A 26,698-nucleotide genomic window follows, 5' to 3' on the forward strand; every position below is an offset into this window, starting at 1 on the left:
TGGGGAGGGTGGCCGGCAGGCGGGAGGGGTTTTCTCGGCAATTTCCCCTCCCCAACCCCTCCCCACAAGGGGGAGGGGCTTAACCCGCGCCAGATCGCACCGGATGTGGAGCGGCGGCGACATCGGCAAAAATTTAAGGGAAGAGGTACCCCAGAATGAGCACCTACAGGAATTTCACCGTCGAGACCGACGCAGACGGCATTGCCCTCGTTACCTGGGATATGCCGGACAAGAGCATGAACGTATTCACCGAAGAGGTGATGGATGAGATCGACGCCATCGTGGACCAGACGGTGGCGGATGCGAGCGTCAAGGGCGTGGTGTTCACCTCCGGCAAGAACGCCTTCTCCGGCGGTGCGGACCTGACCATGATCCGCGGCATGTTCTCGCTCCTTCAGGAAGAGCAGGCGAAGAACCCCGAGACGGCCATGCAGAAGCTGTTCGATGTCGCCGGCCGCATGACCTGGCTGTGGCGCAAGATCGAAACCAATGGCAAGCCGTGGGTGTCGGCCATCAACGGTGTGTGCATGGGCGGTGCGCTGGAACTGTCGCTTGCCTGCCATGGCCGCGTCGTTTCCAATGCGAAGTCGGTCAAGCTGGCGCTGCCGGAAGTCAAGGTCGGTATCTTTCCGGGGGCTGGCGGCACGCAGCGCGTCTCGCGTCTCGCCAACACGCAGGATGCCCTGCAGATGATGACGACGGGCCAGACGCTGACGCCGCAACGGGCAAAGGCGATGAACCTCGTGCATCAGGTGGTCGAGCCCGACCAGCTGGTAGCTGCGGCAAAGCAGATGATCAAGGACGGGTTGAAGCCCGTCGCGCCCTGGGACGAGAAGGGCTTCAAGGTGCCGGGCGGCGGCATCTGGACGCCGGCGTCGGCCCAGCTCTGGCCAGCCGCCCCCGCCATCCTGCGCCGTGAAACGGCCGGCAATTATCCAGGCGCGCTTGCCATCCTCAAATGCGTCTATGAAGGCCTGCAGGTGCCCTTCGATACGGGCCTCAGGATCGAGCAGCGCTATTTCACGCAGGTGCTACGCTCCACCGAAGCCTTCTCGATGATCCGTTCGCTGTTCATCTCCATGCAGGAACTGGGCAAGGGCGCGCGCCGTCCGGCCGGTCCCGAGAAGAAGAAGTTTTCGAAGATCGGCGTCGTCGGCGCTGGCTTCATGGGCGCCTCCATCGCCTATGTTTCTGCGGCGGCCGGCATCGCCGTCTCGCTGATCGACCGCGATGAGGAGGCGGCTGCCAAGGGCAAGGCCGTCTCGGAAAAGCTGGTGGCCGACAGCATCGGCAAGGGCCGCATGACGAAGGAGGAGGGCGAGAAGCTGCTCTCGCTCATCACGCCGACGGCCGATTATGCGGCGCTGTCGGATGTCGCTCTCGTCATCGAGGCGGTGTTCGAAGACCGTCAGGTCAAGAAGGACGTGATCGAGAAGGTCGAGGCCGTGCTGCCGGAAGGCGCGATCTTCGCCTCCAACACTTCGACGCTGCCGATCACCGGCCTGGCGCAGAATTCAAAGCGCCCAAACCAGTTCATCGGCGTGCACTTCTTCTCGCCGGTCGAAAAGATGATGCTGACGGAAGTGATCCTCGGCGAGGAAACCGGCGACGAGGCGCTGGCGGCGGCGCTCGATTACGTCGCCCAGATCAAGAAGACGCCGATCGTCGTCAACGATACGCGCGGCTTCTATGTCAACCGCTGCGTGTTCCGCTACATCAACGAAGCCTATGACATGCTGATCGAGGGCGTGCCGGCGGCGATGATCGAGAACGCCGCCAAGATGGCCGGCATGCCGGTCGGCCCGCTCTCGCTCAACGACGAGGTGGCCGTCGATCTGTCCCAGAAGATCATGAAAGCCTCGATTGCCGATCTGGGCGAAGCCTCGGTGAAGCCGGAGCATATGGCGCTGGTGGACAAGCTGGTGAACGATCTCGACCGTCGCGGCCGCAAGAATACCCGCGGTTTCTACGACTATCCGGCGAAACCTGCGAAAAAGTCGCTGTGGCCCGGCCTCAAGGATTTTTATCCGCAGAAGCCGGCCGCCGAGGTAGATGTGACCGTGCTGAAGCAGCGCCTTCTCGCCACCATCGCGCTGGAAGCGGCCCGCACCATGGAAGAAGGCATCGTCACGGATCCGCGTGAGGCGGATGTGGGCTCGATCCTCGGTTTCGGGTTCGCGCCCTATACCGGTGGGACACTGTCCTATATCGACGGCATGGGGGTGAAGGCCTTCGTGGCCCTTTGTGAAACGCTGGCCGCACAATACGGGGAACACTTCAAGCCGACGCCGCTGCTGCTCGACATGGCCGCGAAGGGCGAAACCTTCTACACGCGGTTCAATCCCTATGGCGCCGTGACCAAGGCGGCGTGATCGGCCATTCACCGGTTGACATGAAAGGAGATAGGCTCCGACGTGCCTATCTCCTTGATGCTTGCAGCCCGCCTTTGTCCGCCCGTGTTTTCCTGTTGCGGTTTTCTGAGCGGCTGCGATAGTGGCGCCACCGCATTTGTCGAATGGAAACAGCAACCTGTGGCCCAAGAGCGGGCATGCTGGGTCTGGCCATCATGGCTTTCGGGGGGGGGATAATGTCGAATACACGCGAAGGCCGGCCGGGCAAGGCCAGCGCTGCCGCACGATCCGCCGCAGCCCTCAACCGTCTGGCGGCACGCGACAACCGTCTCGTGCAGCTTCTGTCGCGCCTGCCTGCCTTCCGCTCGACAACGCAGAGCATGACGGTTCAGGAACGGCTGTTTGCCTATGCCATGTCGCTCGTCATCGAGGCGGTGGCGGTGGCACTGCGGTTCGTGGTGGACGATTTCCTGCCGCCCGGTTTTCCCTATCTGACCTTCTTCCCGGCTGTCATCCTGACCGGTTTCTGCTTTGGCATCTATCCGGCGCTGATGAATACGCTGATTTCCGCGCTGGTGGCCTGGTACTGGTTCATCGGCCCGCCCGGCAGTTTTGCCCTCAGCGTGCAGTCCATGACGGCGCTCTGCTTCTTCTTTCTGGTGATTGCCATCGATCTCGGCCTGCTGCAGCTGCTGCTGGCGGCCTATGCCTCGCAGGTCAGGGCGCGCAACGACCTCGCCTATAACCTGCAGCTCCAGCAACTGGTGTCGGAAGAGGTGGACCACCGCATGAAGAACCTGCTGGCGACCACAAGCGGGCTGATCGCCCTCTCCCAGCGGCATGCCACAACGCCGGCGCAGCTTGGCAGCCAGTTGCGCCAGCGGATCCAGGCCATGGGCCATTCGATCACGCTTCTGCGCGGTTCGCTGCACGGTGGCAGCGCCGACATGCGCGAGGCGTTGCTTGCCACGCTTTCGCCGCTTGGGCTATCGGAGGGCGAGCGGCTGGTGTTCGAGGGGCCGCATCTCAGCCTCAACGGTACGACCATCATCGCGCTCAGCCTGATCATCCACGAACTCGGCACGAATGCGCTGAAATACGGTGCGCTCTCTCAGGAGGCGGGGCAGATCGCAGTCTCCTGGCGTCGCTATATGCCCGATGATCCCGAGGATGGCGACGAGGGCGAGCGCATCGACCTTTTCTGGCGCGAAAGCAACGGACCGACGGTTTCTGCACCCAGCAGACAGGGGTTTGGCACGGATCTGGTCACGCGCATGTCGTCCGGTCTGGGCGGCGAATGCACCTTTGCCTATGAGTCGACCGGTCTCGTCGTCCATTTTTCCATGCGCGCCTCGAGTGTGCTGGCATAACCCCTTTCCGTATCATGCAAAAGGCGGCCGGGTGGCCGCCTCTCGTGTGTGGCAGAGTGGAAGCGTCGGGTCAGGCCGTCTTCGGGCGGATCTTGGTCGCGTTCGGGCGTGATGTCGGGGCCGAAGCGAACTGTGCAGGCTGCGCTGCAGGCTCGGCTCCCATGAGCGCCGGCAGCCACCTTTCCCGTTCGCGCCACAGGGCCGGGATGGAAAGGAGCGCGATGCACGAGAAGGCGATGACCGTCTTGGTCAGTTCCGACAGTTCCGGCGTACGGCCGTCGAAATAATAGACGGCGTAGACGATGCCGACGTGGAACACGTAGACATAGAGCGAGTGGCGGCCGAGAAGCTGCAGGAATTTCAGCGACAGAACCCGGGTGATACCACCTGCAATGTTGCGCACCACCGCCGACTTGTGCTTCGGGCCGGCAATGATCATCCAGGTCAGAAGCGTGGCCGCGGCCGCGAAGTTGATGAGATAGACCGGGCCGAAATCGGCGCGGATTTCCATGGTCGAGAACTTCGCCGCCAGATCGGCCGGCATCAGGCCATTGGCGGTCATGATGCGCAGCGGCAGGAAGAAGGCGCAGATCAGGCCGCTGATCGTCGGGATATAGCTGTTTTCCGGCGAGAAGATGCGGCCCCATTCGATCTTGTTGAGCGAGGTCATGGCGCCCAGCACCAGGCCGGAATAGAACACGATCTGCCAGCCGAGCAGGTTGAAGGAGGCGCGCATGCCCTGGTCGTCCGGGCGCATGAAGAACTGGTTCAGCGGATCGGTGACGATCTTCTGCAGGCCAAGCTGGCCGGCCATCCACAGGATCAGCGAGCCCGCCATCACATGTGCCCACTTGCCGTCGATGACGAGCTTCACCAGCATCGGGGCGGCAAGCATGTAGATGATGTATTGCGGCAGGATATCCATGAAGGTCGGCTGGAACACGAAGCTTGCAATGGCGGCGAGACGCAGCGGATCGTCGAAATTGGTGTAGCCCAGCCAGTTGTACCAGATGTAATAGGCGCCCGGCAGCAGCATCTGGGCGGCGAGCACGCACAGCACGATGCCCATGGCATAGCGATACAGTTCGAAGGCGCGGGAGTAGATGGCCTGGCGGCCGGCCGCATAGCCGTTCTTGGCCATCTTGCGCACATAGACCATGCCGATCAGCAGGCCTGAAAGAAAGACGAAGCCCTGCGCATCCTCCACGAAGGCCAACTGGTTGTGGTTGATCTTCACCAGCCAGTAACCGCCGGCAAAAACCAGATGGTTGATCAGCATGAACACGAGGAAATACCCCCGCATCCCGTCAATCAGGTCATAGCGTTTCATCGGTCGAGTCTCCGTCTTGCGGTCGCCGAAGGCTCGCGCCGGTCGGTCCGTGGTGCCTCTGCGGGCAGGAAATTTCCCCAGTAACGCGGCGTAAGCGAGGCGGTTCCCATGATTCGGGCTCCACTTTGGGGTGGGCCTCTTCACATTGACGTCATGAACAACTCTTTAACGAGGGGGAAAGATCGTGCCTATTCGGCAGCAGTGCGGCGCAGGCCGACGGCCTGGGTGAGGTAGGCGCGCAGCGCTGCCGGCTTCACCGGCTTGTGTTGCAGGCCAAGGCCGTGGCGCTCAGCTTCGCTGCGCACCTCCTGGCTGCGGTCGGCCGTCAGCAGCAGGGCGGCGACGGGCCGGCCGATGATGTCGTGCAGCCGCAGGATTGCCTCGATGCCGTTACCGTCATCGAGATGATAGTCGGCCACCAGCACGTCAGGGGTATGGCCCATGGTGGCAATCCGGCTTTTGGCTTCCTCCAGCGAGCGCGCCGAGACAACGCGGCAGCCCCAGCCGGAGAGGAGGAGCTCCATGCCCTCCAGAATCTTCGGCTCGTTGTCGATGCACAGCACGCTGAGGCCAGAGAGAGGCTGCGGGAGGGCGGCATTCGGCTTGTCCGGCGCAGACGGTCGGGTGCGGCCCATGTCGCGCGGCATGCGCACGCGAAAGATCGTGCCTCGTCCCGGCGTGGACGCTAGCTCCACGGGATGCGAGAGCACACGCGAGATGCGGTCGACGATGGACAGTCCGAGCCCGAGACCTGCCGCGGTGCGTGCGCCCTCGTCCAGCCGTGCGAACTCCCGGAACACGGTACGGAATTTCGAGGAGGGAATGCCGATTCCGGAATCGACCACCTCGATCACCACCTCGCGTCCCCGCCGCCTGGCGCCGACCAGAACCTTGCCGCTGATCGTGTACTTGATCGCGTTCGACACAAGGTTCTGAACCAGCCGGCGCAACAGGTTGGGGTCCGTCTTGACGATGAGCGAGGAGGGCATCACCCGGAATTTCAGGTTTTTTTCACGCGCGACCGGCGCGAAATCCGTCTCGATGCGGCGCAGCAGATCATCGAGCGGCACGGCGGTGACGCGCGGTTTCATCGCGCCGGTATCGAGACGGGAAATGTCCAGCACGGCGCCGAGAATGCTTTCCACCGATTCCAGCGCGGAATCGATGTTGCGCACCAGCGCGCTGTTGTCCGATTGGCCGAGACGCTCCACCAGTGTCGAGGAATAGAGGCGTGCGGCATTCAGCGGCTGCAGGATGTCGTGCCCGGCGGCGGCAAAAAAGCGCGTCTTGCCGAGATTGGCCTCGTCGGCCGCGGCGCGCGCTTCGGCCAGTTCGCGGTTGACTCGTGTCAGTTCGGCGGTGCGTTCCTCGACGCGCTGTTCCAGCGTTTCGTTGGCCTGCCGCAGCGCCTGTGCCGCCGCCACGCGCTCCGTCATGTCGGTGAAGGTGGCGACGATGCCGTCATCCGGCATGGCGTTCGAGCGCACTTCGATGATGCGTTCGCCGCCCTGCAGCACCAGCGGGAAGGGGGTGTCCAGCATCTTGATCCGCTCGATCAGGGCCCGGCCATCTTCCTCCGCGATTTCGCCGCGATCGGTGAGGATGCCGACGATGTCGCTCAACGGATACCCAACCTGTCCCACCTGTTCCGGCAGATCGAGCAGGGTGCGGAACCGCCGGTTCCAGATCGCCAGCCGTTCCTGGCTGTCGAACACGGCAACCCCCTGGTCCATCTGGGAAAGCGCTGTCTGCAAAATGTCCTGATTGTATTGCAGCGCTTCGCTCGCCTGGTCCAGCAGCCAGGCGGTGTCCGAATTGGTGTCCTCGGCCTTCTGCAGGATCAGCGACAGCACCAGACGGGCCGAGGAGGAGCCGATGGCACTGCCGAGCAACTGTTCGGAAAAATGGATGAAGGCCATGTCGGCGGCCTCGCGGTCGGCGATCTTGCGGCCGGCCGTCCGCTCGTAATGGGCAAAGGAGCGGCGCATGCGCTCCTCGCCGAGATAGCGGGCGATCGCGGCCTTGAGATCGCCGACGGAGACGCGAGTCTTCCAGCCGCGGGTGGCGAACTGCGATCTGAGGTGCCGCTTCACGAAGATGCCGGCCTGGATCCGCTCGACCGGGCGCGGATTGCGCGACAGCGAGCCGATGACGAAGGCGAGGCTGTTGATGATCAGGCTGAGCAGGACGGCATTGACCAGCGGATCGGTGGCCGGCCCGGAAAACAGGCCGGTGCCGGGGAACAGGAAATCGAGAACGGCTGCGGCAATGGCCGAATTGTCCTTGCCGCCGAGACTCGGCAGGAACAGCAGGTAGGCCCAGGCGAGGAAGCCGAGGCTCATGCCGGCAATTGCGCCCCGCGCATTGGCTCTGCGCCAGAACAGGCCACCGAGCAGGGAAGGCGCCATCTGCGCCACCGCCGCAAAGGACAGAAGGCCGATAGACGCGAGGCCCGAGGAGGAATCGGCCATGCGGTAATAGCCATAGCCCAGCATCAGCACGCCGATAATGGCCATGCGGCGGATGCGCAGCAGCGGCCTTGCGAAATCCGCCCGCTGGCCGGCCGAGGTCATCAGCTTGCGGCGCAGGAAGATCGGCATCACGATGTCGTTCGACACCATGATCGACAAGGCGACGGAGGCGACGATCACCATGGCGGTGGCCGCCGAGAAGCCGCCGATGAAGGCGATCAGGGTGATGATTTCCATTTCGTGCGACAGCGGCAGTTGCAGCACATAGAGATCGGCATTGCCGGTGCCGCCGAAATGGATGAGGCCCGCCAGTGCGACCGGCAGTACGAAGAGGTTGATGGCAACGAGATAGGCCGGCAGCAGCCAGCTGGCCATCTTCAGTTCCGCCTGCGTGCGGTTTTCCACCACCGCAACATGGAACTGGCGCGGCAGCATGACAATGGCGAAGGCGGAAAGCCCGATCAGCATCAGCCAGCGCGGCAGCGGCGTGCGGTAATCCAGCGCCTGTTCCACCAGCCGGTTTTCGCTGGCCTGCCGCCATAGATCCATGGGGCCATCGAACATCAGGAACAGAACGGAGAGGCCGATCGTCAGGAAGGCCAGCAGCTTGACGACCGATTCCATCGCCACCGCCAGGATCAGCCCATCCTGGTGTTCTGTCGCATCGGTATGGCGCGTGCCGAACATCACGGCAAAGCAGGCCATCAGCATCGTGACGATCAGCGCCAGATCGATGAAATAGAGATTGCCGCTGCCGATGCCATAGGCGGAGGGATCGACCATGGCCGCCACCGAGTTCGACACTGCCTTCAATTGCAGCGCGATGTAGGGCACGGCGCCGACCAGCGAGATGACGGCGACGATCAACGCGACGGAGGAGTTCTTGCCGTAGCGCGCGGCGATGAAATCGGCCGGGGAGGTGAGTTTCTCGGTCTTCGCCAGCTCGATGATCCGGCGCACCAGCGGCAGGCCCAGCGTGAAGGTGAGGATGGGGCCGATATAGATGCCGGTGAATTCCAGCCCGCGCTCCGAGGCAAGCCCCACACCGCCGAAATAGGTCCAGGAGGTGCAGTAGACGGCAAGGCTGAGACCATAGACCAGCGGTCGGCCCTTTTTCGGCACGCCGAACCGCCTGCTCTTGCGGTCGCCATAGCTCGCCACGGCAAACAGCAGCAGGATATAGGCGCAGGCCGCCAGCAAAATGATCCAGCCAGGCAGCATGACACCTCCGCAACCGGCCTCCCCGGATTGCTATCCTAGGCCAAAGCACATGCTTTGGGAATGAATGGGCTCTTGGCATAAAGTTCAATGTCGCGTGCGCTGCGAGTGCCCATCTTTCCGCGCGTCGGCCGGCTGCTATATTCGCCTCATCAGCCAAGCGACGATGAAAGGCCTCCCATGTCGATGATCTCCGAATTCCGTTCCTTCATAGCCCGAGGCAATGTGATCGATCTTGCTGTCGGTATCATCATTGGCGGCGCCTTCACCGGCATCGTCAACTCGCTGGTCAACGACGTGGTAATGCCCGTGGTCGGCGTCATCATCGGCGGCTTTGATTTTTCGAACTATTTCATTCCGCTGAATGACAAGGTCACGGCTGCGACGCTGGAGGCAGCCAAGGCGCAAGGCGCCGTCTTCGCCTATGGCAAGTTCCTGACGGTGGTGCTGAATTTTCTCATTCTCGCCTGGATCATCTTCCTGATGGTCAAGGGCGTAAACAGGATCCGCGCCATGGAAGACAAGAAGCCCGCCGAGGCCGCCCCTGCCGCGCCGCCGCCGGCCGACGTGCAGCTGCTGACCGAGATCCGCGATCTCCTGAAATCGCGCTGACGCAGGCCTTCGCAAACGCATCACCGATTTCGATCTGCCGCTCACCGAAACTCATGGGATTTTGCAGCTGCTCTGCGCTATGAGGACGGTGAGCTGGAGACCCTTGCATGACACTTCTGGAAAGCCTGAGCGCGCGTGCGCTCGCCGCCCCGCAGAGCGGGATCGTGGAACTGGTCAACTATGCCCGTGGGCGCGAGGGGCTTATCCCCCTCTGGGCCGGCGAAGGCGACCTGCCGAGCCCCGCCTTCATCAACAAGGCCACCAAGGATTCGCTCGATGCGGGCGAGACCTTCTACACCTGGCAGCGTGGCCTTCCCGAACTGCGCCAGGCGCTGTCGCGCTACTACCAGCGGCATTTTTCCGTCTCGCTGCCAATGGAGCATTTCTTTGCGACGAGCTCCGGCATGCATGCCATCAATCTCTGCGTCCAGGCGCTGACGGCGCCGGGCGACGAGATCATCTATCTCACGCCGAGCTGGCCGAACATCGTGGCCGCGATCGGCGTCGCCAGCGCGAAGGCCGTGCCGGTTGCGGTGGATTTCGTCGATGGCGGCTGGTCGCTCGACGTCGGCAAGATCGCCGCGGCGATCACACCGCGCACCCGCGCGCTCTTCATCAATACCCCGTCCAACCCGACGGGCTGGACGGCGACGCATGAGGATCTCGAAGCCATCCTGGCGCTTGCCCGCCAGCACGGCCTGTGGATCATCGCCGACGAGATCTATGCGCTCTATTATTACGACGGCGAGCGCGCACCCTCCTTCCTGGATGTGGCGACGCCCGAGGACCGCATTCTCTACGCCAATTCCTTCTCGAAGAACTGGTCGATGACCGGCTGGCGCGTCGGCTGGATCGTGGCGCCGCCGGCCATCGGTCAGGTGCTGGAAAACCTCATCCAGTATTCCAGCTCGGGACTGACGCCTTTCATGCAGCGTGGCGCGATCGCGGCCCTTGATCATGGTGACGATTTCCTGCGCTCCAATATCGAGCGGGCCCGCACCTCGCGCGATCTGCTCTGCGACGCCCTGATCGCCACCAATCGCGTGCAGACCCGCAAGCCGGACGGCGCGATCTATGCCTTCCTCAAGGTGGATGGCATCGATGATCCGCGCGCCGGCGCCTTCGACATCGTCGACAAGACGCTGGTCGGGCTGGCACCGGGCACCGCCTTCGGCCCGGGCGGCGGCGCCTTCCTGCGTGCCTGCTTCCTGCGCGATCCGAAACAGATCGAGGAAGCCGCCGGCCGGCTGGCGGCGTATATCGCCAGGCTCTGACGAGTGCTGCAGGGGGCCTGCGATCGCTCGCATTTGAGCGATCGTGGCAAGCCTCCATTTTCCCTCGCGCGAACAATGCCTTGGCGAATCTTTCGCCGGTAAGGTGCGGTGAAGATCCCGCATGGTTCGATGCTGCCGACACTCAGGCAGGAGCATTCGACCATGGCAGTTCTTGTGACCGGAGGCGCCGGCTATATCGGCAGCCACATGGTGCTTGCCCTGCTCGACGCGGGCGAGGAAGTGGTGGTGCTGGACAGGCTCTCCACCGGCTTCCGCTGGGCCGTGCCCGATGCGGCCCGCTTCTATCTCGGCGATGTCGGCGACCGCACGCTGGTGGCCCGCATCCTTGCGGAAAACGACGTGGACGCCATCCTGCATTTCGCCGGCTCCATCGTGGTGCCGCAATCGGTGCTGCATCCGCTGGATTATTACGAGAACAACACTGCCAAGACCGCGCTTCTGGCAGCAATGGCCATCGAGGCCGGCATCCGGCATTTCGTGTTTTCCTCGACGGCGGCCGTCTATGGCGATGTGCCGGATGGCGTGCCGGTGGCGGAAAGCGCCGCGACATTGCCGAAGAATCCCTATGGCCAGTCGAAGCTGATGGCCGAGCAGATGCTGCGCGATGCGAGCGCCGCCCATGATTTCCGCTATGTGGCGCTGCGCTATTTCAACGTGGCGGGCGCCGATCCGAAGGGCAGGGCGGGCCTTTCCACCGAAGGGGCGACGCATCTCATCAAGATCGCCTGCGAGGCCGCTCTCGGCGCCCGCTCCCGCGTGGACATCTACGGCACCGATTATCCGACACCGGATGGGACCGGCATCCGGGACTACATCCATGTCAGCGATCTGGTCGAGGCGCATCTCTCCGCACTAGCTTATCTGAGGCGCGGCGGTCCGCCGCAGGTCGCCAATTGCGGCTATGGCCGCGGCTATTCGGTTCTGGATGTGTTGAACGCCGTAATGAGGCTGGAAGGGCGCCCGTTTGACATCCATTACGCGCCGCGCCGGCCGGGCGATGCGGCTTCGGTGGTGGCCGATTCCACCCGTGCCCGCAGGTTGTTCGGCTGGATGCCGCGCCATGATGATCTCGATCAGATCGTCGCCACGGCGCTTGCCTGGGAACGCCGTCTGATCTCCCGGCCGGTGGGCGGTCTGCGGGTGCTGCACGGGCGGCTGGCAGCAAACTTCTGACGCTGTCCACGAACGAAAAACGGGCGCCGTTTGCGGCACCCGTTTGCAATTCTCTCATAAGGGGAAGGCGGCCTGCCTCAGGCGACCATGCCCCAGTCGTCGGCATCATCCAGCGCAAACATGCGCTCCAGATTGAGGAAGCAGATCATGCCGCTGTCATGGGCGATGATGCCGTCGGAGAAGGCCGAACTGGAACCGGCGGCCATCGGCACCGGCTGAAGGCGGCTGGACGGGATGGTCATGATGTCGGAGACGCGGTCAACCAGCAGGCCGACGGTCATGCCCTTGATGTCCGTCACCACGATGGCGCTGCGCTCGTTGACTTCGGTGTTGGGCATGCCGAGCTTGACCGCGAGGTCTACGATCGGGATCACGGTGCCGCGCAGGTTCATCACGCCGATCACGTCATAGGGCGCATGCGGCAGCGGCGTCACTGGCGCCCAGCCGCGAATTTCGCGGATGGAGGTCGTGCGCACGCAGAACTCCTGGGCATGCAGCCGGAAGGCGATGATCTCCAGCAGTTCGTCACCGGTGGTGGTCTGGGGCACGCTCATGGGCGGAAGTCTCCGAACTTCGGTTGCAGGTCAAGCCAATCGATTGTTCGCCAGAATAGCCGTCCGATCCTGCGCCGGGCTGGAAACGCGACCGGCAGACATTGCCGCGCGAGAAGGCAGGCGCTTGCTTGGATTCGGCATCATGCCGTCGACAGTCTTTTCGACGCCACCAATTGCATGGTTGAGTCACGATAGTGCGTCTTTGCTAATGAAATCTTAGTGGCAGATGCAATTCCTTGGTCTCGCCTGCAGGTGGTGCCGCGGGACGCGCAGCGAGCAGGCCCGGCAAAAATTTCGCACAGGTGTGCAAATTACAAGGAACTGTCATCGAACGATCATCCAGCTGTCATTCAGCCTGCCTAGGGTCGCCGCGTTATTGCCGGCCCGGACAAGCGGGCAAGGCCGTCCCAGATCCGGAGACAGACCCATGAACAGACGCGAATTTCTGGCGGCAGGCTCTGCCGTTGCCGCAGCCAGCGCCCTTCCTTCCTTCGCCCTCGCCGATGACAAGACGATCCAGGTCTATAGCGGCTCGGACAACAACATCATCGACTTCTGGAACAACACCATCATCCCTGCTTTCCAGAAGGCCAATCCGGGCCTGAAGGTGAAGCTGATCGATGCCGGCGATGACAACGGCCTTCGTGCCATTGCCGACCGCGCGCTCGCCGCGCTGAAGAGCAAGGCCGATCCGCAGGCCGACGTCTTCGAGAACTTCGATGCGCGCCTGCCGGCCGGCGGCGTGGATGCCGGTCTGTGGGTCACCTTCTCGGCGGCCAACGTTCCGAACTTCGGCAAGGTCAACCCGAAGGCCATCGACATGCCGCAGCAGCTGCCTTATCGCGGCTCGCAGGTTCTGCTCGCCTACGACAAGACCAGGCTCGACGCCAAGGACGCGCCGAAGACCTGGGAACAGCTGGTCGCCTGGATCAAGAAGAACCCCGGCCAGTTCATCTACAACCGTCCGGACAAGGGCGGCTCCGGCGGCAATTTCGTGCGCCGCGCGATCCACGAGGTGAATGGCCGCGACCCGTCGAAGTTCACCATTGCCAATTTCTCGGCCGACTATGCCGAAAAGTCGCTGACGCCGGCCTGGGCCGCGCTGAAGGACATCGCCCCCTCGCTTTACGAGAAGGGCGCCTATACCTCGGGCAACACCCAGTCGATCCAGCTTCTGTCGCAGGGCGTCGTCACCATGGTTCCGGTCTGGTCGGACCAGGTGCTGCAGGCCATCTCCCAGGGTGTCCTCCCGGAAACCACCGGCCTCGTTCAGCTGACCGATCTGGCGCTGTGCGGCGGTTTCTCGCGCCTCACCGTGTTCTCGAACGGCGCCAACAAGGATGCGGCCCTCAAGCTTGCCGACTTCCTGCTGACCAGCGAGATGCAGTCGGCCGTCATCACCCAGATCGGCGGCTTCCCGGGCGTGACCTGGGATAATATCGCGGCTGATCTGCGCGAAAAGTACAAGGACGTCGTGCCGACCTCCATCCCGACCTTCCCGGGCGGCGACTGGAATGCCGCCATCAACGATGGCTGGTACCGCAACGTCGCGACCGGGCTCGCACGCGGCTGATCATGGCAGACACGGCAATTCCGTCCGCCATCGGCGGATCCGAGCCGGCAATCGGGAGGGGGCTGAAAGGCCTCCTCCTCGTTGCCATTCCGGTCTTTCTCGTCGGCTGGCTGATCATCTACCCGATCATCGCCGCGATCCTCTCGACCCTGTTCGTTGACGGGCCGCAGGGCGTGCATTTCAGCACCGCCTCCTATCAGTTCTTCTTTTCCGATCCCTATAGCCGCGCCAATCTGGCGCTGACGCTGTGGACCACCGGCCTCTGCGCCGTGCTGCTGCTGCTCGTCGGCCTGCCGATTGCGCTCTACCTGCGCTTTTCCACCAGCCGCTTTGCCGATCTGGTGCAGAGTCTCGCGATCTTTCCGATGTTCGTGCCGTCGATCATCCTTTCCTATGCGCTGATCCGCACCATCGGCCCGAACGGCACGCTGGACATTCTGCTGAATGCCATTGGCCTGCCCAAGATCCCGAGCCCCTATCTGACCCCCTGGGGTCCGGTGATCGGGCTTGTCTGGGATAACCTGCCGCTTACCGTGCTGATGCTGACGGCGGGGCTTGGCAGCATTTCGAACAGCGCCGTCGAGGCGGCGCGCGATGTCGGCGCCGGCCCGATCCGGGTGTTCTGGCACATCATCCTGCCGCGCATGGGCAATTCCATCCTTGTGACGATCTCTTTCACGGTGCTCGGCATCTTCTCGTCCTTCACCCTGCCTTACGTGCTGGGCCCGGCCTCGCCGGAAATGATGGGCCCCTTCATGCTGCGCACCTTCAACGATCTCTACGATCCGCTGAACGCCAAGACGCAGGCCGTGATTTCCTTCGTCTTCTGCCTGTTCTTCGGCCTCTTCTATGTCTGGTCGATCGCCCGCAACCAGAGGAGCCAGACGCGATGATCCGGACCTATTCTTCCACGTCCGGCCGCTTTGACTGGACGGGTTTCCTCTTCGCCGTCGTGCTGGCCATCGTCATCGCCGTCCCGCTTCTGGTCGTGTTCACCTGGGCCTTCACCGAGATCTGGCGCTATCCCGCCGTCATTCCGCAAAAGTTCGGCCTGCGCTTCTGGAACCAGACCCTGTCGCGCGCCGATGTGTGGGATGCCTTGTCGATCAGCCTGCAGCTCTCGGCCACCGTCACGGCGCTGTCGGCGCTGATCTGCCTGCCGGCAGCTTACGCCTTCGCGCGGATGAAATTTCCGGGCCGCGACCTGTTCTTCCTCTCCTTCCTGGCCTCGCATGCCTTTCCGAAATTCGGCCTGCTGGTCGCAATTGCCGCGATCTTCCTGCAACTGAACCTGATCGCCACCTTCTGGGGCGTGGTGCTGATCCAGCTGGTCGGCACGCTGATGCTGATGATCTGGATTCCGGTGGCAGCCTTCCAGGCGGTGGACCGGCGGATGGAAGAGGCCGCGCGCGATGTCGGCGCCGGGCCGCTGCGCGTCTTCTGGTCGATCACCCTGCCACAGGCCGGCCCGACAATCTTCGCCGCCGTGCTGCTCACCTTCGTCTCCACCTTCTACGAGACGGAAGGCGCCTGGCTGATCGGTGCGCCGCAGATCCGCACCATGCCGGTGCTGATGATCAACTTCATCAACAACCAGGTCGTGATCCAGTATGGCGCGGTGCTCTCCGTGATCCTGTGGGTTCCGTCCTTCATCGCCCTGATGTTTGCCCGCCGCGTCATCGGCACCGGTGCCTTCGCCAAGGGCTTTGGCGCCTGAAGCGCCATGCAATCATGAAAGAGTAGACCATGGCCAGATTGACGATCGAGAGCCTGCGCAAGTTCTTCGCCAGCACCGTGGCGGTCGATGATTTTTCGCTGGATGTGGCGGATGGCGAACTCGTCTGCCTGCTCGGACCCTCCGGTTCCGGCAAGTCGACCATCCTGCGCATGATCGGCGGCTTCGAGCAGCCGACCTCGGGTGCGATCCGCATCGACGGGCAGGATGTCGGCCGGCTGTCACCCGACCGGCGGCCGACGGGCATGGTGTTCCAGAGCCATGCGCTGTGGAGCCATATGAACGTGTTCAACAACATTGCCTTCGGCCTGAAGCTGCGCCACCTGCCGCGGGCCGAGATCCGCCGCAAGGTGGAGGCGGCCCTGGAACTTGTCGGGCTTGGCGGCTACGGCCATCGCCAGACCTTTCAGCTGTCCGGCGGCCAACAGCAGCGCGTGGCACTCGCCCGGTCGCTCGTGCTGGAGCCAAAAATCCTGCTGCTGGATGAACCCTTCGCCAGCCTCGACCAGCATCTGCGCGAGCGGCTGCGCGAGGAGGTACGCGATATCCAGCAGCGGCTCGGCATCACCACGCTCTTCGTCACCCACGGCCAGGACGAGGCGCTGGCGCTCGCCGACCGGATCGTGGTGTTGCGCAATGGCCAATGCGAACAGGCCGATGCGCCAGACGTGATCTACCGCAATCCGCAGACCCAGTTTGTGGCCGGCTTCATCGGCCAGATGAATTTCATCGCCGCCAATGTGGAAGGCGGCACCTTCCGGCATCCGGAGATGTCCGTTGCCATCGGTGCTCAGGACGGGCCGGCGGTTCTCGCCGTGCGCCCGGAGGCGCTGGGCCTTGTTGCGGCCGAGGGCGGAGCGGGTGTCACGGTGGTGCGCTCCACGGATTTCGGCAGCCATATCATGGTCGATGTGGAACTCTCTGACGGCACGCGCCTGAAGGCGATGACCAGCCCCGCGATGCGTTGGGAACGGGGCACCCGCGCCCGGCTGGTTCCCTCTGCCTATGCGCTTTACCGCGATAACAAGCTGGTCGTGTCCGGCACTGTTGGTGCTTCAACTGCCGCGCCCGCCTTCGGGGCGGCGCCGCTGGTGGTCTGAACCGGATCACGCCTGGATGAGCAAGAGAAAACGGCGGGTCCCGGGCCCGCCGTTCGTCATTCCGGGGGGCGGACCGGCCGCGTCAGTCCGCGGCGAAGCCTTCCAGCAACCAGGGATGCAGCGTGCCGTTGGAGGCGAGGATATCGCCGTGCCGGCCGATCTCGCCGCCGGAAAAGCCGGTGACGCGGCCGCCCGCCTCGCGGATCAGCAGCACGGAGGCGCCGTAGTCGTGCAGAGAGAGTCCATCCTCGAAGAAGCCGTCCAGCCGCCCGCAGGCGACATAGGCAAGCGAAAGCGACGCCGAGCCCAGCCGGCGGACGCCGGCGGTGTTGGCCATCAGCCGCCGCAGCGCCGCGAAATAGGTGTCTTCGCCTGTGCTCTTCACCTGTCCGGGGATCGGCAGGCCGGCGCCGATCAGCACGTCCTCGATGGCTGCGACCGGCCGGCAGGCCAGCCGCTCGCCATTGAGGAAGGCGCCCTGACCCTTCTCTGCGACAAACAGTTCGTCCTGCATGCTGTCATAGACCACGCCGCAGGTGACCTCGCCCTCTTCGACGATGGCGATCGTCATGCCGAAATGCGGAATGCCCCAGGCATAGTTCGTGGTGCCGTCGATCGGATCGATATAGATCCGCGGCGCACCTGCCGCCGCCTCGTGATTGGCGACAGCCTCCTCGCCGGTGATGGCGTGATCGGGGAAATGTTCGCGCATGCGCCGCACGATGATCTCCTCGACGGCGACGTCGATCTCCGTCTGGTAATCGCGCGGCGCCTTGGCCACCATCTGGTCAGCATAGCGCCGTTTCAGGGAACGCCGCGCCAGTTCGCCGGCTTCCAGCGCAGCAGCGGCCATCAGGCGCACACGGTTCGAGGCATGTTCGGGCAGGCGAGGAGAGAGCTGGGGGGAGAGCATCACGACTGTCTTCATAGGTGCGGCAAAGAGGCGCCGGCACGGCTTCAAGGAGACCGAAAATTCTCCGATTTGTGCGACAAGGGTGTGAAATTTCCCTGAGATTTCAGGGAAAATACACACAAGTTGCAACAACCAGCAATTGGATCGCAACTGATAATCTGAAGAAATAATGGTGCCCGGAGGCGGATTTGAACCACCGACACGCGGATTTTCAATCCGCTGCTCTACCAACTGAGCTATCCGGGCATCTTGGTCTTTTGCGAGACCTTCGGGCTTCTCTCGAAGCCGCCGGGGCGTTTCCCCCGGGAGCGAGCGGGGTTATAACATCTTGTTCGGCCAAGGCAAGCACGTTGACGCACTTTTTTGACGGCTCTGTGAAAAACTTGCCAAGGCTTTGAAACTGAAAACGAAAAACGCGCCGTGCGGCGCGTTTTCGGTGTTGCGTCCTAGTCGTCGCCGGGTTCGGCGCGGGTTTCATCCTCGGCCACAGGAATGGCATAGGCGCCATTCAGCCACCGGGACAGATCGAGTGTCCGGCAGCGATCCGAGCAGAAGGGGTAGTGATCGCGCACGGAGGGCTTGCCGCATTCGGGGCAGGGGCGCGTCTTGCGCAGCGGCGCCACCTTGGCGCCGGTCGGGGTGCTGTCGTCGGATGCCATGGCCTGTCCTCAGCCGTCTGCCCACTGGCGGGAGACCTCGAAGCCCTCGCCATTGAGCAGAAGCGACGTTTCATAAAGCGGAAGGCCCACCACATTGGTGTAGGAGCCGACCAGTTTCTGCACGAAGCTTGCCGCGATACCCTGGATGGCGTAGGCGCCGGCCTTGCCGCGCCATTGATCGGACGCAAGATAGGCCGCGATCTCGCGTTCGGAGAGCCGCTTGAAACGGACTTTGGTTTCCACCACCTTCTGCCGGAACTGGCCCCCGGGAGTGACGAGGCACACACCGGTATAGACCCAGTGGCCGCGACCGGAGAGAAGATGCAGCGCGGCGGACGCTTCGTCCATGTATTCCGTTTTGGAGAGGATGCGCCGTCCGACGGCGACCACTGTATCCGCCGAAAGGATATAGCTGCTGCGCCAGGCAGCGTCGCCCTGAATGGCGGCAAGGGCAGCCTCGGCCTTTTCGGAGGACAGGCGTCGTGCGAGCGAGCGGGGATGCTCCGATTTCTTCGGGCTCTCGTCGATATCCATCGGCATCAGGCGCGCGGGCTTGATCCCCACCTGGTTGAGCAGGTCGAGGCGACGCGGCGAGCCGGAGGCCAGGATGAGCTTTTGATCCAGAGACATGGGGTTTCCTGCAGGCAGCGCGCCCGGATGCGGAAGGCCCGCTTACTTGAAGCGGTAGGTGATGCGACCCTTGGTGAGGTCGTAGGGGGTCATTTCGACGAGAACCTTGTCGCCGGCCAGAACGCGGATGCGGTTCTTGCGCATGCGGCCGGCCGTGTGGGCAATGATCTCGTGTTCGTTTTCGAGCTTCACGCGGAATGTTGCATTGGGCAGCAGTTCCGTTACGATGCCCGGGAATTCGAGGACTTCTTCTTTCGCCATCTAGAGCTTGTCTTCCTGTCGTTGATAGGGATGTGGCCGGAAAGCGGCCGCAGCTTGAAAATTGCGCGGAAACTACACGTTCCCCGCCCGTTTGTGAACCTTGCATCTGCGCGAATCTGGCGGCGCCGTCAACGCTTGTCTTGCAGTGTCAGATCCGCTGTTCCTGCTGGACGCCGGTTCGTGCGAAACGCGCCTCGATCCGTCGCCACAACTCGTCGCGCACGCTGCGATAGGCCTCGAGCACCTGGTCGCGGGTGCCGCCTTCCACCGAGGGATCGAGGGTCGGCCAGTAAATCACCTCCACCGCACTGGAACGGGTGAGTTCCAGCGCCTGGTGATGGGCTTCCGGCGAGAGCGTGACGATCACGTCGAAATAGTCGTCTTCCAGTTCATCGAGCGTGCGCGGCTGGTGCCTCTTCGGCATGGTCAGACCGATTTCGGAGAGCACCACCTCGACGAAGGGATCGTGATCGCCAGCACGAACGCCCGCCGACTGGACATAGATATCGTGCGGCAGCAGGCGTTTTGCAATGACCTCCGCCATCGGCGAGCGAATGGCGTTCATGCCGCACATGAAGAGAATGGCGCCCGGCCTTGCGTTCTGTCCGTCGGCGGCCGGCGCTTCCTCCACGCTCACCCCCGCCAATAGAGCACGCAGACAAGGGTAAACAGACGCCGGGCGGTGTCGAAATCGAGGGCAATCTTGCCCTTCAGCCGTTCCTGCAGCGTTTCCGAGCCTTCATTGTGAATGCCGCGGCGGCCCATGTCGATCGCCTCGATCTGCGAGGGTGTCGAGGAGCGGATCGCCTCGTAATAGCTCTCGCAGATCATGAAGTAGTCCTTGATGATCCGCCGGAAGGGGGTGAGCGAGAGGATATGGGTGGCAACCGCCTCGCCGCCCTCGGTGGTGATGGTGAAGACGAGCTTCTGTTCGACCAGCGATATATTCAGCCGGTAGGGGCCGCCCTCATGGCCCGTGGGCTCGAAGCGGTTCTCCTCGATCAGGTCGAAGATCGCGACGGCCCGCTCATGTTCGACATCCGGCGTGGAACGGCCGATGCTGTCGTCCAGCACCACGTCGCACAGCCGGAAGTCGCCCTTGGCCATCAATCATCGCCCTCGGTTCAGACGGATGGAGACCGAGCGCGCATGCGCGTCGAGCCCTTCGGAATGGGCCAGCGTGATCGCGGCGGGACCGAGCGCGTTCAACTGGTCCGGTCCGAGCCTGAGGATCGAGGTGCGCTTGACGAAATCGAGCACCGAAAGGCCGGACGAGAAGCGCGCCGAACGGGCGGTCGGCAACACGTGGTTGGAACCGCCGACATAATCGCCGATCACTTCCGGCGTATGGCGGCCGATGAAGATGGCGCCGGCATTGCGGATGCCGGGCAGCAGCGCATCCGGATCGGCGACCGCCAGTTCCAGATGTTCGGCGGCGATGCGGTTGGCCAGCGGCAGCGAGGCCGCAAGGCTCTCGACCAGAATGATGGCCCCGAAATCGCGCCAGCTGGCGGCGGCGGTCTCGGCGCGCGACAGCGTCTTCAGCTGGCGCTCCACGGCCTGTTCCACCGCTTCGCCAAGCGCCCGGTCGGTGGTGATCAGGATCGATTGGGCGCCGGCATCATGCTCGGCCTGGGCCAGCAGATCGGCGGCCAGCCAGTCCGGATCGTTTTCCGCATCGGCGATGACCAGCACTTCCGAGGGGCCGGCGATCATGTCGATGCCGACGGTGCCGAACACCTGCCGCTTGGCGGCGGCGACATAGGCATTGCCGGGGCCGACGATCTTGTAGACGGGCTTGATCGTTTCCGTGCCATAGGCGAGTGCGGCTACCGCCTGTGCACCGCCGATCCGGTAGATCTCGCTGACGCCGGCAATCCTGGCAGCCACCAGAACCGCCGGATTGATCGCGCCGCCGGAGGCCGGGCAGACCATGACGAGGCGCTCGACGCCGGCCACGCGGGCCGGCACGGCATTCATCAGCACGGAGCTCGGATAGCTGGCGGTGCCGCCCGGGACATAGAGCCCGACGGCCTCCACGGCCGTCCAGCGCGAGCCGAGGCCGACGCCGATCGCATCCTCGTAAATGTCGTCCTTCGGCATCTGGCGGGCATGGTGGCGCTCGATGCGCTCGGCGGCAAGCGTCAGCGCCTCGACCACTCCGGGTTCGACGGCTGCGAAGGCCTGATCTATCTCCGCCTCGGTCACCTGCATGCCGACGGCGGCGAGATCGACCTTGTCGAAGCGCAGGGAATAATCGTGAAGCGCTGCATCGCCTCTGGCGCGCACATCCTCGATGATGGAGCGCACCACCGTGTTGACGTCTTCGGAAACTTCCCGCTTCGTTGTCAGGAAGGCGGAAAACTGCGTTTCGAAATCCGCCGACGCCTGCTCAAGCCAGATTGCCACTCTACTCGTCCCCTCGTACTCAAAACACCTCGGCCGCCCGCCCGGCGCGGCCGCATGCCTTGCACCTCAGTCATGCTTCGGCAGGTTGCCGGTTCCCCAGGCGCCACCAGTATCGGCCAGCTGCGCCTCGATACATTCCACATCGAGGCTGATCGCCGCGCCTCCCGAAAGCGTCAGCTCGATCACGCCATCCGGGCCTTCACCGTTCTTCGTGAAGCGGATCGCGAGAAGCGCGTGGACATCGTCCCTGCTCCGGCGATCGACACCCAGCGCCCGCACGCCCTGCACCCGCTTGAAGGTGAGGGCGGCGCGTCGCCGTTCATAGCCCTTGTCACCGCGATCGGCCACTTCCCAGACGAAACGGTTGACCACCAGCGAGAAGTGCCTGCGCTTCGGGCTCCAGTCAATATCATGCGGCTTGAAGACGCTGTCCTGCATATGCGCGGAAACGATCTTCAGGTCTTCCTCGTCCAGCGCCAAAAGCTTGAGATCCGTCATCGTATCCATCATGTCCTCATCGGGCCGCCATGGCTCGGCGGCATTCTCCGTCAGGTCCTGGAGATAGGATGGCACAGGCGCGGGTGCAACAGGAGAGCCTTATTCGCTGACGCGCTGAACGATAGCACCACAGCGACCGAGCTTTTCTTCCAACCGCTCGAAGCCGCGGTCCAGATGGTAGACGCGGTTGACCACGGTCTCGCCTTCCGCCGCAAGGCCGGCGATCACCAGCGAGACGGAAGCGCGCAGGTCGGTCGCCATCACGGGCGCGCCCTTCAGGCGGGAAACGCCTTCCACCCGCGCCATCTGGCCGGACAGAGAAATCCGCGCGCCAAGACGCGCCAGTTCCTGCACGTGCATGAAGCGGTTCTCGAAGATCGTCTCGGTGATGTGCGACACGCCGGAGGCGCGCGTCATCAGGGCCATGAATTGCGCCTGCAGGTCGGTCGGAAAGCCCGGGAAGGGTTCGGTCACCACATCGACGGGATGAATACCGCCGCCATTGCGCACGATGCGCAGGCCCGTCCCGGTCGCGGTGATCTCGGCGCCCGTCTGGCGCAGGATGTCGAGCGCATTGTCGAGAAGGGCGGCATCGGTGCCTTCCAGCACGACGTCGCCGCCAGTCATGGCAACGGCCATGGCATAGGTGCCGGTTTCGATACGGTCCGGCAGCACGCGGTGGCGCGCGCCCGACAGCGTGGTCACACCTTCGACGGTAATCGTCTTGCTGCCGGCGCCGGAAATCTTTGCACCCATGGCGTTGAGGCAGTTGGCGAGATCGACGATTTCCGGCTCGCGGGCGGCATTCTCGATCACCGTCGTGCCCCGTGCCAGCGTCGCCGCCATCATCATCACGTGGGTGGCGCCGACGGAGACCTTCGGGAAGCGGTAGCGGTTGCCGATCAGGCCGCCCTTCGGCGCCGTCGCGTTGACATAACCGCCGTCGATCTCGATCTCGGCGCCGAGTGCGGCGAGCCCCTCAAGAAACAGATCGACCGGACGGGTGCCGATGGCGCAGCCGCCCGGCAGCGACACACGGGCGCGGCCTTCACGGGCCAGCAGCGGGCCGATGACCCAGAAGCTGGCGCGCATCTTCGAGACCAGTTCATAGGGAGCGGTCGTATCGACGATCGTCCGGCAGGTGAAATGGATGGTGCGCGAATAGCCTTCTTCCTGGCGTTCGCGCCGGCCATTGACGGAAATATCCACGCCGTGATTGCCGAGGATGCGCATCAGACCCTCGACATCGGCGAGATGCGGCACATTTTCCAGCGTCAGCGTATCGCTCGTCAGCAGCGAGGCAATCATCAGGGGAAGCGCGGCATTCTTGGCGCCGGAAATCGGGATGATGCCATGCAGCGGGTTGCCGCCGGTAATTCTGATGCGATCCATGTGATTGCAACGGGCAGGCGCCCGCCCTTCCTGAAACTGCGCGAAAGATGGGGTCCTTAGCCGAATTCCCCGTATGCTTCAATTCGGATGCCCCGGTCAGCCAATCCGGGCTCCGGCGTCATGTGGATGATTCGTCCGCCCTGGCAGCCGGCAGGCCCTCCGTCAGGTCAGCCTGGCCGGAACGTCTTGCGCGGGCCTGTTGCTTGCGCCGCATCAGGTTCTCGCGCAGCTTCTGCGCCGCACGCGCCGTGCGAAGCTCCGTTTCGGTAGGCTGGTGCCGCCGTTGATCCTGATTTTGCGGGTTTGATTCGTCCGTAGCGCTCATGTGTCCTCCATAGCGGAAAAGCGATCAAAAGCCAAAGAGGGCGACGGAATTCACCGCTTTCCGCAAAGAAGTGAAATTTGCGGCTTGCGCTCCCGGATCAGCTATGGCAATAGCCCGCTCACCGCAGCGCAGACACGCTCTGACGCACAACTGCTGCCGTAGCTCAGTGGTAGAGCACTCCCTTGGTAAGGGAGAGGTCGGTGGTTCAATCCCACTCGGCAGCACCAGTTTTTCAGAATATCACCCGGAAGAAGAAGAGACAGCAGGCAGATCCTGCACGCGCTATACTTGACTGTGTCCGCGATCTGGCGTGATGGTTCCGTCAGTCAGTCTCGACAGGCAGGTTTGCTCAAACCCGTCTGTCATGGTTCGTTATGCGTGGTGTTCGGGTTCACTCGATGGAAGAAAGCAAGAAGAACTTCGCGGCCTATCACGATGCCTATCTCAGGCAGTATATCCAGCAGGCCGATACGAAATCTTCCTGGCTGTTTGCCGCATCCTCGACGATCTCGCTGTGGATCGTTTCCAACGACCGTTATGCGGGCTTTCTGCAGGGCGGGCCTTTTTCTTGGGGCGCCGCACTGATCCTGGTGCCGCTCGCGCTGCTTTTGATCTCCTGCTTCTTTGCCTTCAATGCCATCCGGCCTCGGTCGCGCACGGCAAAAGCCAAGGGGATCATCTATTTCAGCAATGTCGCGAACTATGCGAGCCCGGAGGATTTCATCGCGGCGGTGGAAGGTTGTTCCGACACGGACATTTTCCGCGAAAGGCTGAAGGCGCAGTATCACATGAGCAAGATCTGCGCGCAGAAATACCAGTGCCTTTACTATGGTTCGTATACGGCGGTGGCGGGCATCACGCTGGTTGCGATCGTCCACCTGATCCTGATGTTCATGTAGGCGAGCTACCACGGCCGCCGACCCATGCGTCGATGCCTTGCGCTGCGGCGCGCCCCGTTGCAAGGCAGGCCGTCAGCAGATAGCCGCCGGTCGGCGCTTCCCAGTCGATCATCTCGCCGGCGACGAAGGTGCCGGGGCGAGTACTCAGCATGTAGTGGTGGTCGATCTCCTCCCAGCGCACGCCGCCGGCCGACGAAATCGCTTCCTCGATCGGGCGTGGCCGCCGCAGCGGCACGGTGAGCGCCTTGATCGTCATCGCCTGCGTGGCTGGATCCGCATCGGCGATGGACGGCACACATTCCCTGACGAGCGCTGCCTTGACACTGTCGAGGCCCGCCGCCTTGCGCAGCCGGTTCGACAGGCTGGTGCGCGCCGGCAGGCGTGCAAGGGCAGCCGAAATCTTTTCCAGGCTGCGTCCGGGCGCAAGATCCAGTTGCAGGCTCGCTGCGCCCTCTGTGGCCAGACGGTCGCGCAGGGCAGCGGCATGGGCATAGATCAGGCTGCCCTCGACGCCATGCCGGCTGATGACGAATTCACCCTGTGTGGTGCCGGCAGAGGAAGTGAGGCAGACGGACTTCACGGGCTCGCCGGCAAAGCGGGTGCGGAAATTTTCACTCCAGTCCACGTCGAAGCCGCAATTGGCCGGCTGGAAATCGGCAATCGCGATGCCGAGATCGCGAAGCCCGGCCGCCCAGGCGGCGTTGGACCCGAGGCGGGGCCAGCTTGCGCCGCCGAGCGCCAGCAGCGTTGCCCTGGAGTGGATCTCGCGCTCGCCGTCCGGCGTCTCGAACACGCAGCCACCGGGTACGAGCCTCAGCAGGCGATGGCGGGGCAGAAGCGCTACGCCCATCTCGGCAAGGCGCTTCAGCCAGGCGCGCAGCAGCGGCGAGGCTTTCATCACGGTTGGAAAGACCCGTCCCGACGAACCGACGAAGGTTTGCGTGCCGAGCCCGCTGGCCCAGGCGCGCAGGTCGTCCGGGCGGAAGGCATCAAGGGCGGCGGCAAGACGATCGTTTGCCACGCCGAACCGCGTCCGGAACCGGACATAATCCTCGGAATGGGTCAGGTTGAGGCCGGACTTGCCGGCCAGCAGAAATTTCCGCCCGAAGGTGGGCATGGCCTCAAAGACACTGACGCGATGGCCGGCGGCTGCGAGAACCTCGGCCGCCATCAGGCCGGCCGGCCCGCCTCCGACGATGGTGATGTCTGACTGCGTCATGCTGTGCTTTGGCCTGTTGAAGACGGACCGGCGCCGGTTCCCCCGAACCGTGCCGATCCTCTCTTAGCTCAGCCGAAGAGCGGCGTCAGGTAGGGAAGCACCTCGACCGTGCCGTGATACACCATGTTGACAGTCACGTAGACGATGACGGCGAGGCCGACATAGGCGATCCAGCGATAGCGGTGCAGCAGGCGCGCCACCAGATTGGCGGCAAGGCCCATCAGCGCGATCGAGATGACGAGACCGATGATGAGAACGGTGGTGTGGTCCTGCGCTGCGCCGGCCACGGCCAGAACGTTGTCGAGTGACATGGACACGTCGGCGACCACGATCTGCGTCGCGGCCTGCAGGAAGGTCTTGTTGGCCTTCGTCGCATGCGGGTCGGCTTCGCCGAGCGCGTCCGCTGCGGCGGCCTCGGCATCCTGGGCGCGCAGTTCCACCCACATCTTCCAGCAGACCCAGGCCAGCAGCACGCCGCCCAGCAGCTGAAGGCCGACGATGCCGAGCAGATAGGCCGTGACGGTGGCAAAGGCGATGCGCAGCACGGTTGCGGCAATGATGCCGACCAGGATCGCCTGGCGCCGCTGGTGGACCGGAAGGCCGGCAGCGGCAAGGCCGATCACGATGGCATTGTCGCCAGCGAGAACAAGGTCGATGGCAATGACCTGAAAAAGCGCCGCGAGGCCTGCGGCGGTCAGAATTTCCATGATG

25 protein-coding genes and 2 tRNA genes are annotated in these 26,698 nt (G+C 63.5%); 11 read left to right on the plus strand and 16 right to left on the minus strand.

Annotated elements, in window-relative coordinates; genetic code table 11:
* Positions 1–155: 155 nt before the first annotated feature.
* On the plus strand, positions 156–2,372 hold the full coding sequence (locus FNA46_RS00580) for a 3-hydroxyacyl-CoA dehydrogenase NAD-binding domain-containing protein (protein WP_142880396.1): 2,217 nt from the start codon (positions 156–158) through the stop codon (positions 2,370–2,372).
* Between the two features lie 215 nt (positions 2,373–2,587).
* Entirely contained in the window at positions 2,588–3,721 is a 1,134-nt protein-coding gene (locus FNA46_RS00585) for an HWE histidine kinase domain-containing protein (RefSeq protein ID WP_185969675.1), read from the plus strand.
* Positions 3,722–3,791: 70 nt separating this feature from the next.
* Here the strand turns inward: FNA46_RS00585 and FNA46_RS00590 are convergent, their stop codons facing one another.
* Positions 3,792–5,051 carry an OpgC family protein gene (locus FNA46_RS00590; protein ID WP_142880398.1) on the minus strand — a complete coding sequence of 420 codons (1,260 nt, stop codon included), beginning with the start codon at positions 5,049–5,051 and terminating at the stop codon, positions 3,792–3,794.
* A 188-nt stretch (positions 5,052–5,239) separates the two neighbouring features.
* Positions 5,240–8,743: a PAS domain-containing hybrid sensor histidine kinase/response regulator gene (locus FNA46_RS00595; protein WP_142880399.1), complete on the minus strand. Its 3,504-nt coding sequence runs from the start codon at positions 8,741–8,743 to the stop codon at positions 5,240–5,242.
* Between the two features lie 183 nt (positions 8,744–8,926).
* Between FNA46_RS00595 and mscL the strand changes: the two genes are divergently transcribed.
* The 3 genes from mscL (at position 8,927) to galE (ending at position 11,820) form a co-directional block, all read left to right on the plus strand.
* A complete protein-coding gene (gene mscL, locus FNA46_RS00600) occupies positions 8,927–9,352 on the plus strand; it encodes a large conductance mechanosensitive channel protein MscL (RefSeq protein WP_142880494.1) in 426 nt (141 codons plus the stop codon).
* Positions 9,353–9,459: 107 nt separating this feature from the next.
* Positions 9,460–10,626: a pyridoxal phosphate-dependent aminotransferase gene (locus FNA46_RS00605; RefSeq protein ID WP_142880400.1), complete on the plus strand. Its 1,167-nt coding sequence runs from the start codon at positions 9,460–9,462 to the stop codon at positions 10,624–10,626.
* A gap of 162 nt (positions 10,627–10,788) precedes the next feature.
* Complete coding sequence (gene galE / locus FNA46_RS00610) at positions 10,789–11,820, plus strand: UDP-glucose 4-epimerase GalE (protein ID WP_142880401.1); 1,032 nt, start codon at positions 10,789–10,791, stop codon at positions 11,818–11,820.
* 77 nt (positions 11,821–11,897) lie between these two features.
* On the opposite strand, the gene FNA46_RS00615 is transcribed toward galE, so the two are convergent.
* On the minus strand, positions 11,898–12,374 hold the full coding sequence (locus FNA46_RS00615; protein ID WP_142880402.1) for a chemotaxis protein CheW: 477 nt from the start codon (positions 12,372–12,374) through the stop codon (positions 11,898–11,900).
* A gap of 427 nt (positions 12,375–12,801) precedes the next feature.
* On the opposite strand from FNA46_RS00615, the gene FNA46_RS00620 reads away from it, so the two are divergent.
* The 4 genes from FNA46_RS00620 to FNA46_RS00635 are packed head-to-tail and all read left to right on the plus strand — an operon-like array spanning position 12,802 to position 16,782.
* Positions 12,802–13,947, plus strand: a complete 1,146-nt coding sequence (locus FNA46_RS00620; protein ID WP_142880403.1) for an extracellular solute-binding protein — start codon at positions 12,802–12,804, stop codon at positions 13,945–13,947.
* Positions 13,947–14,840, plus strand: coding sequence for an ABC transporter permease (locus tag FNA46_RS00625; protein ID WP_425468648.1), 894 nt, complete (start codon positions 13,947–13,949; stop codon positions 14,838–14,840). Before FNA46_RS00620 ends, FNA46_RS00625 begins: the two co-directional genes overlap by 1 nt.
* Positions 14,837–15,664 carry an ABC transporter permease gene (locus FNA46_RS00630; protein ID WP_142880405.1) on the plus strand — a complete coding sequence of 276 codons (828 nt, stop codon included), beginning with the start codon at positions 14,837–14,839 and terminating at the stop codon, positions 15,662–15,664. The genes FNA46_RS00625 and FNA46_RS00630 overlap by 4 nt, the downstream gene beginning before the upstream one ends.
* A gap of 29 nt (positions 15,665–15,693) precedes the next feature.
* Complete coding sequence (locus FNA46_RS00635; protein ID WP_142880406.1) at positions 15,694–16,782, plus strand: ABC transporter ATP-binding protein; 1,089 nt, start codon at positions 15,694–15,696, stop codon at positions 16,780–16,782.
* An 82-nt stretch (positions 16,783–16,864) separates the two neighbouring features.
* Here the strand turns inward: FNA46_RS00635 and FNA46_RS00640 are convergent, their stop codons facing one another.
* The 11 genes from FNA46_RS00640 to FNA46_RS00690 all read right to left on the minus strand — a co-directional run bounded on the left by FNA46_RS00640 (position 16,865) and on the right by FNA46_RS00690 (position 23,869).
* Positions 16,865–17,695: an inositol monophosphatase family protein gene (locus FNA46_RS00640; RefSeq protein ID WP_246102744.1), complete on the minus strand. Its 831-nt coding sequence runs from the start codon at positions 17,693–17,695 to the stop codon at positions 16,865–16,867.
* A 170-nt stretch (positions 17,696–17,865) separates the two neighbouring features.
* A tRNA-Phe gene (locus tag FNA46_RS00645) sits at positions 17,866–17,941 on the minus strand.
* 200 nt (positions 17,942–18,141) lie between these two features.
* The gene (yacG, locus tag FNA46_RS00650; RefSeq protein WP_142880408.1) at positions 18,142–18,354 is read right to left on the minus strand and encodes a DNA gyrase inhibitor YacG; all 213 of its coding nucleotides are present in this window, start codon (positions 18,352–18,354) and stop codon (positions 18,142–18,144) included.
* Positions 18,355–18,363: 9 nt separating this feature from the next.
* Positions 18,364–18,984: a Maf-like protein gene (locus FNA46_RS00655; protein ID WP_142880409.1), complete on the minus strand. Its 621-nt coding sequence runs from the start codon at positions 18,982–18,984 to the stop codon at positions 18,364–18,366.
* 42 nt (positions 18,985–19,026) lie between these two features.
* Positions 19,027–19,245 (minus strand): translation initiation factor IF-1, encoded by a 219-nt coding sequence (infA, locus tag FNA46_RS00660; protein ID WP_007759621.1) that lies wholly within the window; start codon positions 19,243–19,245, stop codon positions 19,027–19,029.
* A gap of 148 nt (positions 19,246–19,393) precedes the next feature.
* A complete protein-coding gene (locus FNA46_RS00665; protein WP_142880495.1) occupies positions 19,394–19,819 on the minus strand; it encodes an arsenate-mycothiol transferase ArsC in 426 nt (141 codons plus the stop codon).
* Positions 19,820–19,878: 59 nt separating this feature from the next.
* Positions 19,879–20,352 (minus strand): UPF0262 family protein, encoded by a 474-nt coding sequence (locus FNA46_RS00670; RefSeq protein WP_142880410.1) that lies wholly within the window; start codon positions 20,350–20,352, stop codon positions 19,879–19,881.
* A 3-nt stretch (positions 20,353–20,355) separates the two neighbouring features.
* A complete protein-coding gene (gene hisD, locus FNA46_RS00675; RefSeq protein ID WP_142880411.1) occupies positions 20,356–21,654 on the minus strand; it encodes a histidinol dehydrogenase in 1,299 nt (432 codons plus the stop codon).
* A 66-nt stretch (positions 21,655–21,720) separates the two neighbouring features.
* Positions 21,721–22,152, minus strand: coding sequence for a DUF2948 family protein (locus FNA46_RS00680; protein ID WP_142880496.1), 432 nt, complete (start codon positions 22,150–22,152; stop codon positions 21,721–21,723).
* A 99-nt stretch (positions 22,153–22,251) separates the two neighbouring features.
* Positions 22,252–23,544 carry a UDP-N-acetylglucosamine 1-carboxyvinyltransferase gene (gene murA / locus FNA46_RS00685; protein WP_142880412.1) on the minus strand — a complete coding sequence of 431 codons (1,293 nt, stop codon included), beginning with the start codon at positions 23,542–23,544 and terminating at the stop codon, positions 22,252–22,254.
* A gap of 118 nt (positions 23,545–23,662) precedes the next feature.
* Positions 23,663–23,869: a hypothetical protein gene (locus FNA46_RS00690; RefSeq protein ID WP_142880413.1), complete on the minus strand. Its 207-nt coding sequence runs from the start codon at positions 23,867–23,869 to the stop codon at positions 23,663–23,665.
* A gap of 152 nt (positions 23,870–24,021) precedes the next feature.
* Here FNA46_RS00690 and FNA46_RS00695 point away from each other — a divergent pair.
* Together FNA46_RS00695 and FNA46_RS00700 are read left to right on the plus strand one after the other, a co-directional pair.
* Positions 24,022–24,096, plus strand: a tRNA-Thr gene (locus FNA46_RS00695).
* A 171-nt stretch (positions 24,097–24,267) separates the two neighbouring features.
* Positions 24,268–24,768: a Pycsar system effector family protein gene (locus FNA46_RS00700; protein ID WP_142880414.1), complete on the plus strand. Its 501-nt coding sequence runs from the start codon at positions 24,268–24,270 to the stop codon at positions 24,766–24,768.
* Here FNA46_RS00700 and FNA46_RS00705 read toward each other — a convergent pair.
* Both FNA46_RS00705 and FNA46_RS00710 read right to left on the minus strand, forming a co-directional pair.
* Positions 24,761–25,987, minus strand: coding sequence for a TIGR03862 family flavoprotein (locus tag FNA46_RS00705; RefSeq protein ID WP_142880415.1), 1,227 nt, complete (start codon positions 25,985–25,987; stop codon positions 24,761–24,763). The genes FNA46_RS00700 and FNA46_RS00705 overlap by 8 nt on opposite strands.
* A 68-nt stretch (positions 25,988–26,055) precedes the next feature.
* A complete protein-coding gene (locus FNA46_RS00710) occupies positions 26,056–26,694 on the minus strand; it encodes a TerC family protein (protein WP_142880416.1) in 639 nt (212 codons plus the stop codon).
* Between the last annotated feature and the right edge of the window lie 4 nt (positions 26,695–26,698).

Origin of the sequence: Affinirhizobium straminoryzae (genome assembly GCF_007004135.1) — a bacterium.
Taxonomy (GTDB): Bacteria; Pseudomonadota; Alphaproteobacteria; order Rhizobiales; family Rhizobiaceae; genus Neorhizobium; species Neorhizobium straminoryzae.

Bases quoted from the DNA above. Each gene is read 5' to 3' on its own strand.
- FNA46_RS00580 (WP_142880396.1), top strand. From the start codon at position 156: ATGAGCACCTACAGGAATTTCACCGTCGAGACCGACGCAGACGGCATT.
- FNA46_RS00585 (WP_185969675.1), top strand. From the start codon at position 2,588: ATGTCGAATACACGCGAAGGCCGGCCGGGCAAGGCCAGCGCTGCCGCA.
- FNA46_RS00590 (WP_142880398.1), bottom strand. From the start codon at position 5,051: ATGAAACGCTATGACCTGATTGACGGGATGCGGGGGTATTTCCTCGTG.
- FNA46_RS00595 (WP_142880399.1), bottom strand. From the start codon at position 8,743: ATGCTGCCTGGCTGGATCATTTTGCTGGCGGCCTGCGCCTATATCCTG.
- mscL (WP_142880494.1), top strand. From the start codon at position 8,927: ATGATCTCCGAATTCCGTTCCTTCATAGCCCGAGGCAATGTGATCGAT.
- FNA46_RS00605 (WP_142880400.1), top strand. From the start codon at position 9,460: ATGACACTTCTGGAAAGCCTGAGCGCGCGTGCGCTCGCCGCCCCGCAG.
- galE (WP_142880401.1), top strand. From the start codon at position 10,789: ATGGCAGTTCTTGTGACCGGAGGCGCCGGCTATATCGGCAGCCACATG.
- FNA46_RS00615 (WP_142880402.1), bottom strand. From the start codon at position 12,374: ATGAGCGTGCCCCAGACCACCACCGGTGACGAACTGCTGGAGATCATC.
- FNA46_RS00620 (WP_142880403.1), top strand. From the start codon at position 12,802: ATGAACAGACGCGAATTTCTGGCGGCAGGCTCTGCCGTTGCCGCAGCC.
- FNA46_RS00630 (WP_142880405.1), top strand. From the start codon at position 14,837: ATGATCCGGACCTATTCTTCCACGTCCGGCCGCTTTGACTGGACGGGT.
- FNA46_RS00635 (WP_142880406.1), top strand. From the start codon at position 15,694: ATGGCCAGATTGACGATCGAGAGCCTGCGCAAGTTCTTCGCCAGCACC.
- FNA46_RS00640 (WP_246102744.1), bottom strand. From the start codon at position 17,695: ATGCTCTCCCCCCAGCTCTCTCCTCGCCTGCCCGAACATGCCTCGAAC.
- yacG (WP_142880408.1), bottom strand. From the start codon at position 18,354: ATGGCATCCGACGACAGCACCCCGACCGGCGCCAAGGTGGCGCCGCTG.
- FNA46_RS00655 (WP_142880409.1), bottom strand. From the start codon at position 18,984: ATGTCTCTGGATCAAAAGCTCATCCTGGCCTCCGGCTCGCCGCGTCGC.
- infA (WP_007759621.1), bottom strand. From the start codon at position 19,245: ATGGCGAAAGAAGAAGTCCTCGAATTCCCGGGCATCGTAACGGAACTG.
- FNA46_RS00665 (WP_142880495.1), bottom strand. From the start codon at position 19,819: ATGTGCGGCATGAACGCCATTCGCTCGCCGATGGCGGAGGTCATTGCA.
- FNA46_RS00670 (WP_142880410.1), bottom strand. From the start codon at position 20,352: ATGGCCAAGGGCGACTTCCGGCTGTGCGACGTGGTGCTGGACGACAGC.
- FNA46_RS00680 (WP_142880496.1), bottom strand. From the start codon at position 22,152: ATGACGGATCTCAAGCTTTTGGCGCTGGACGAGGAAGACCTGAAGATC.
- murA (WP_142880412.1), bottom strand. From the start codon at position 23,544: ATGGATCGCATCAGAATTACCGGCGGCAACCCGCTGCATGGCATCATC.
- FNA46_RS00690 (WP_142880413.1), bottom strand. From the start codon at position 23,869: ATGAGCGCTACGGACGAATCAAACCCGCAAAATCAGGATCAACGGCGG.
- FNA46_RS00700 (WP_142880414.1), top strand. From the start codon at position 24,268: ATGGAAGAAAGCAAGAAGAACTTCGCGGCCTATCACGATGCCTATCTC.
- FNA46_RS00705 (WP_142880415.1), bottom strand. From the start codon at position 25,987: ATGACGCAGTCAGACATCACCATCGTCGGAGGCGGGCCGGCCGGCCTG.
- FNA46_RS00710 (WP_142880416.1), bottom strand. From the start codon at position 26,694: ATGGAAATTCTGACCGCCGCAGGCCTCGCGGCGCTTTTTCAGGTCATT.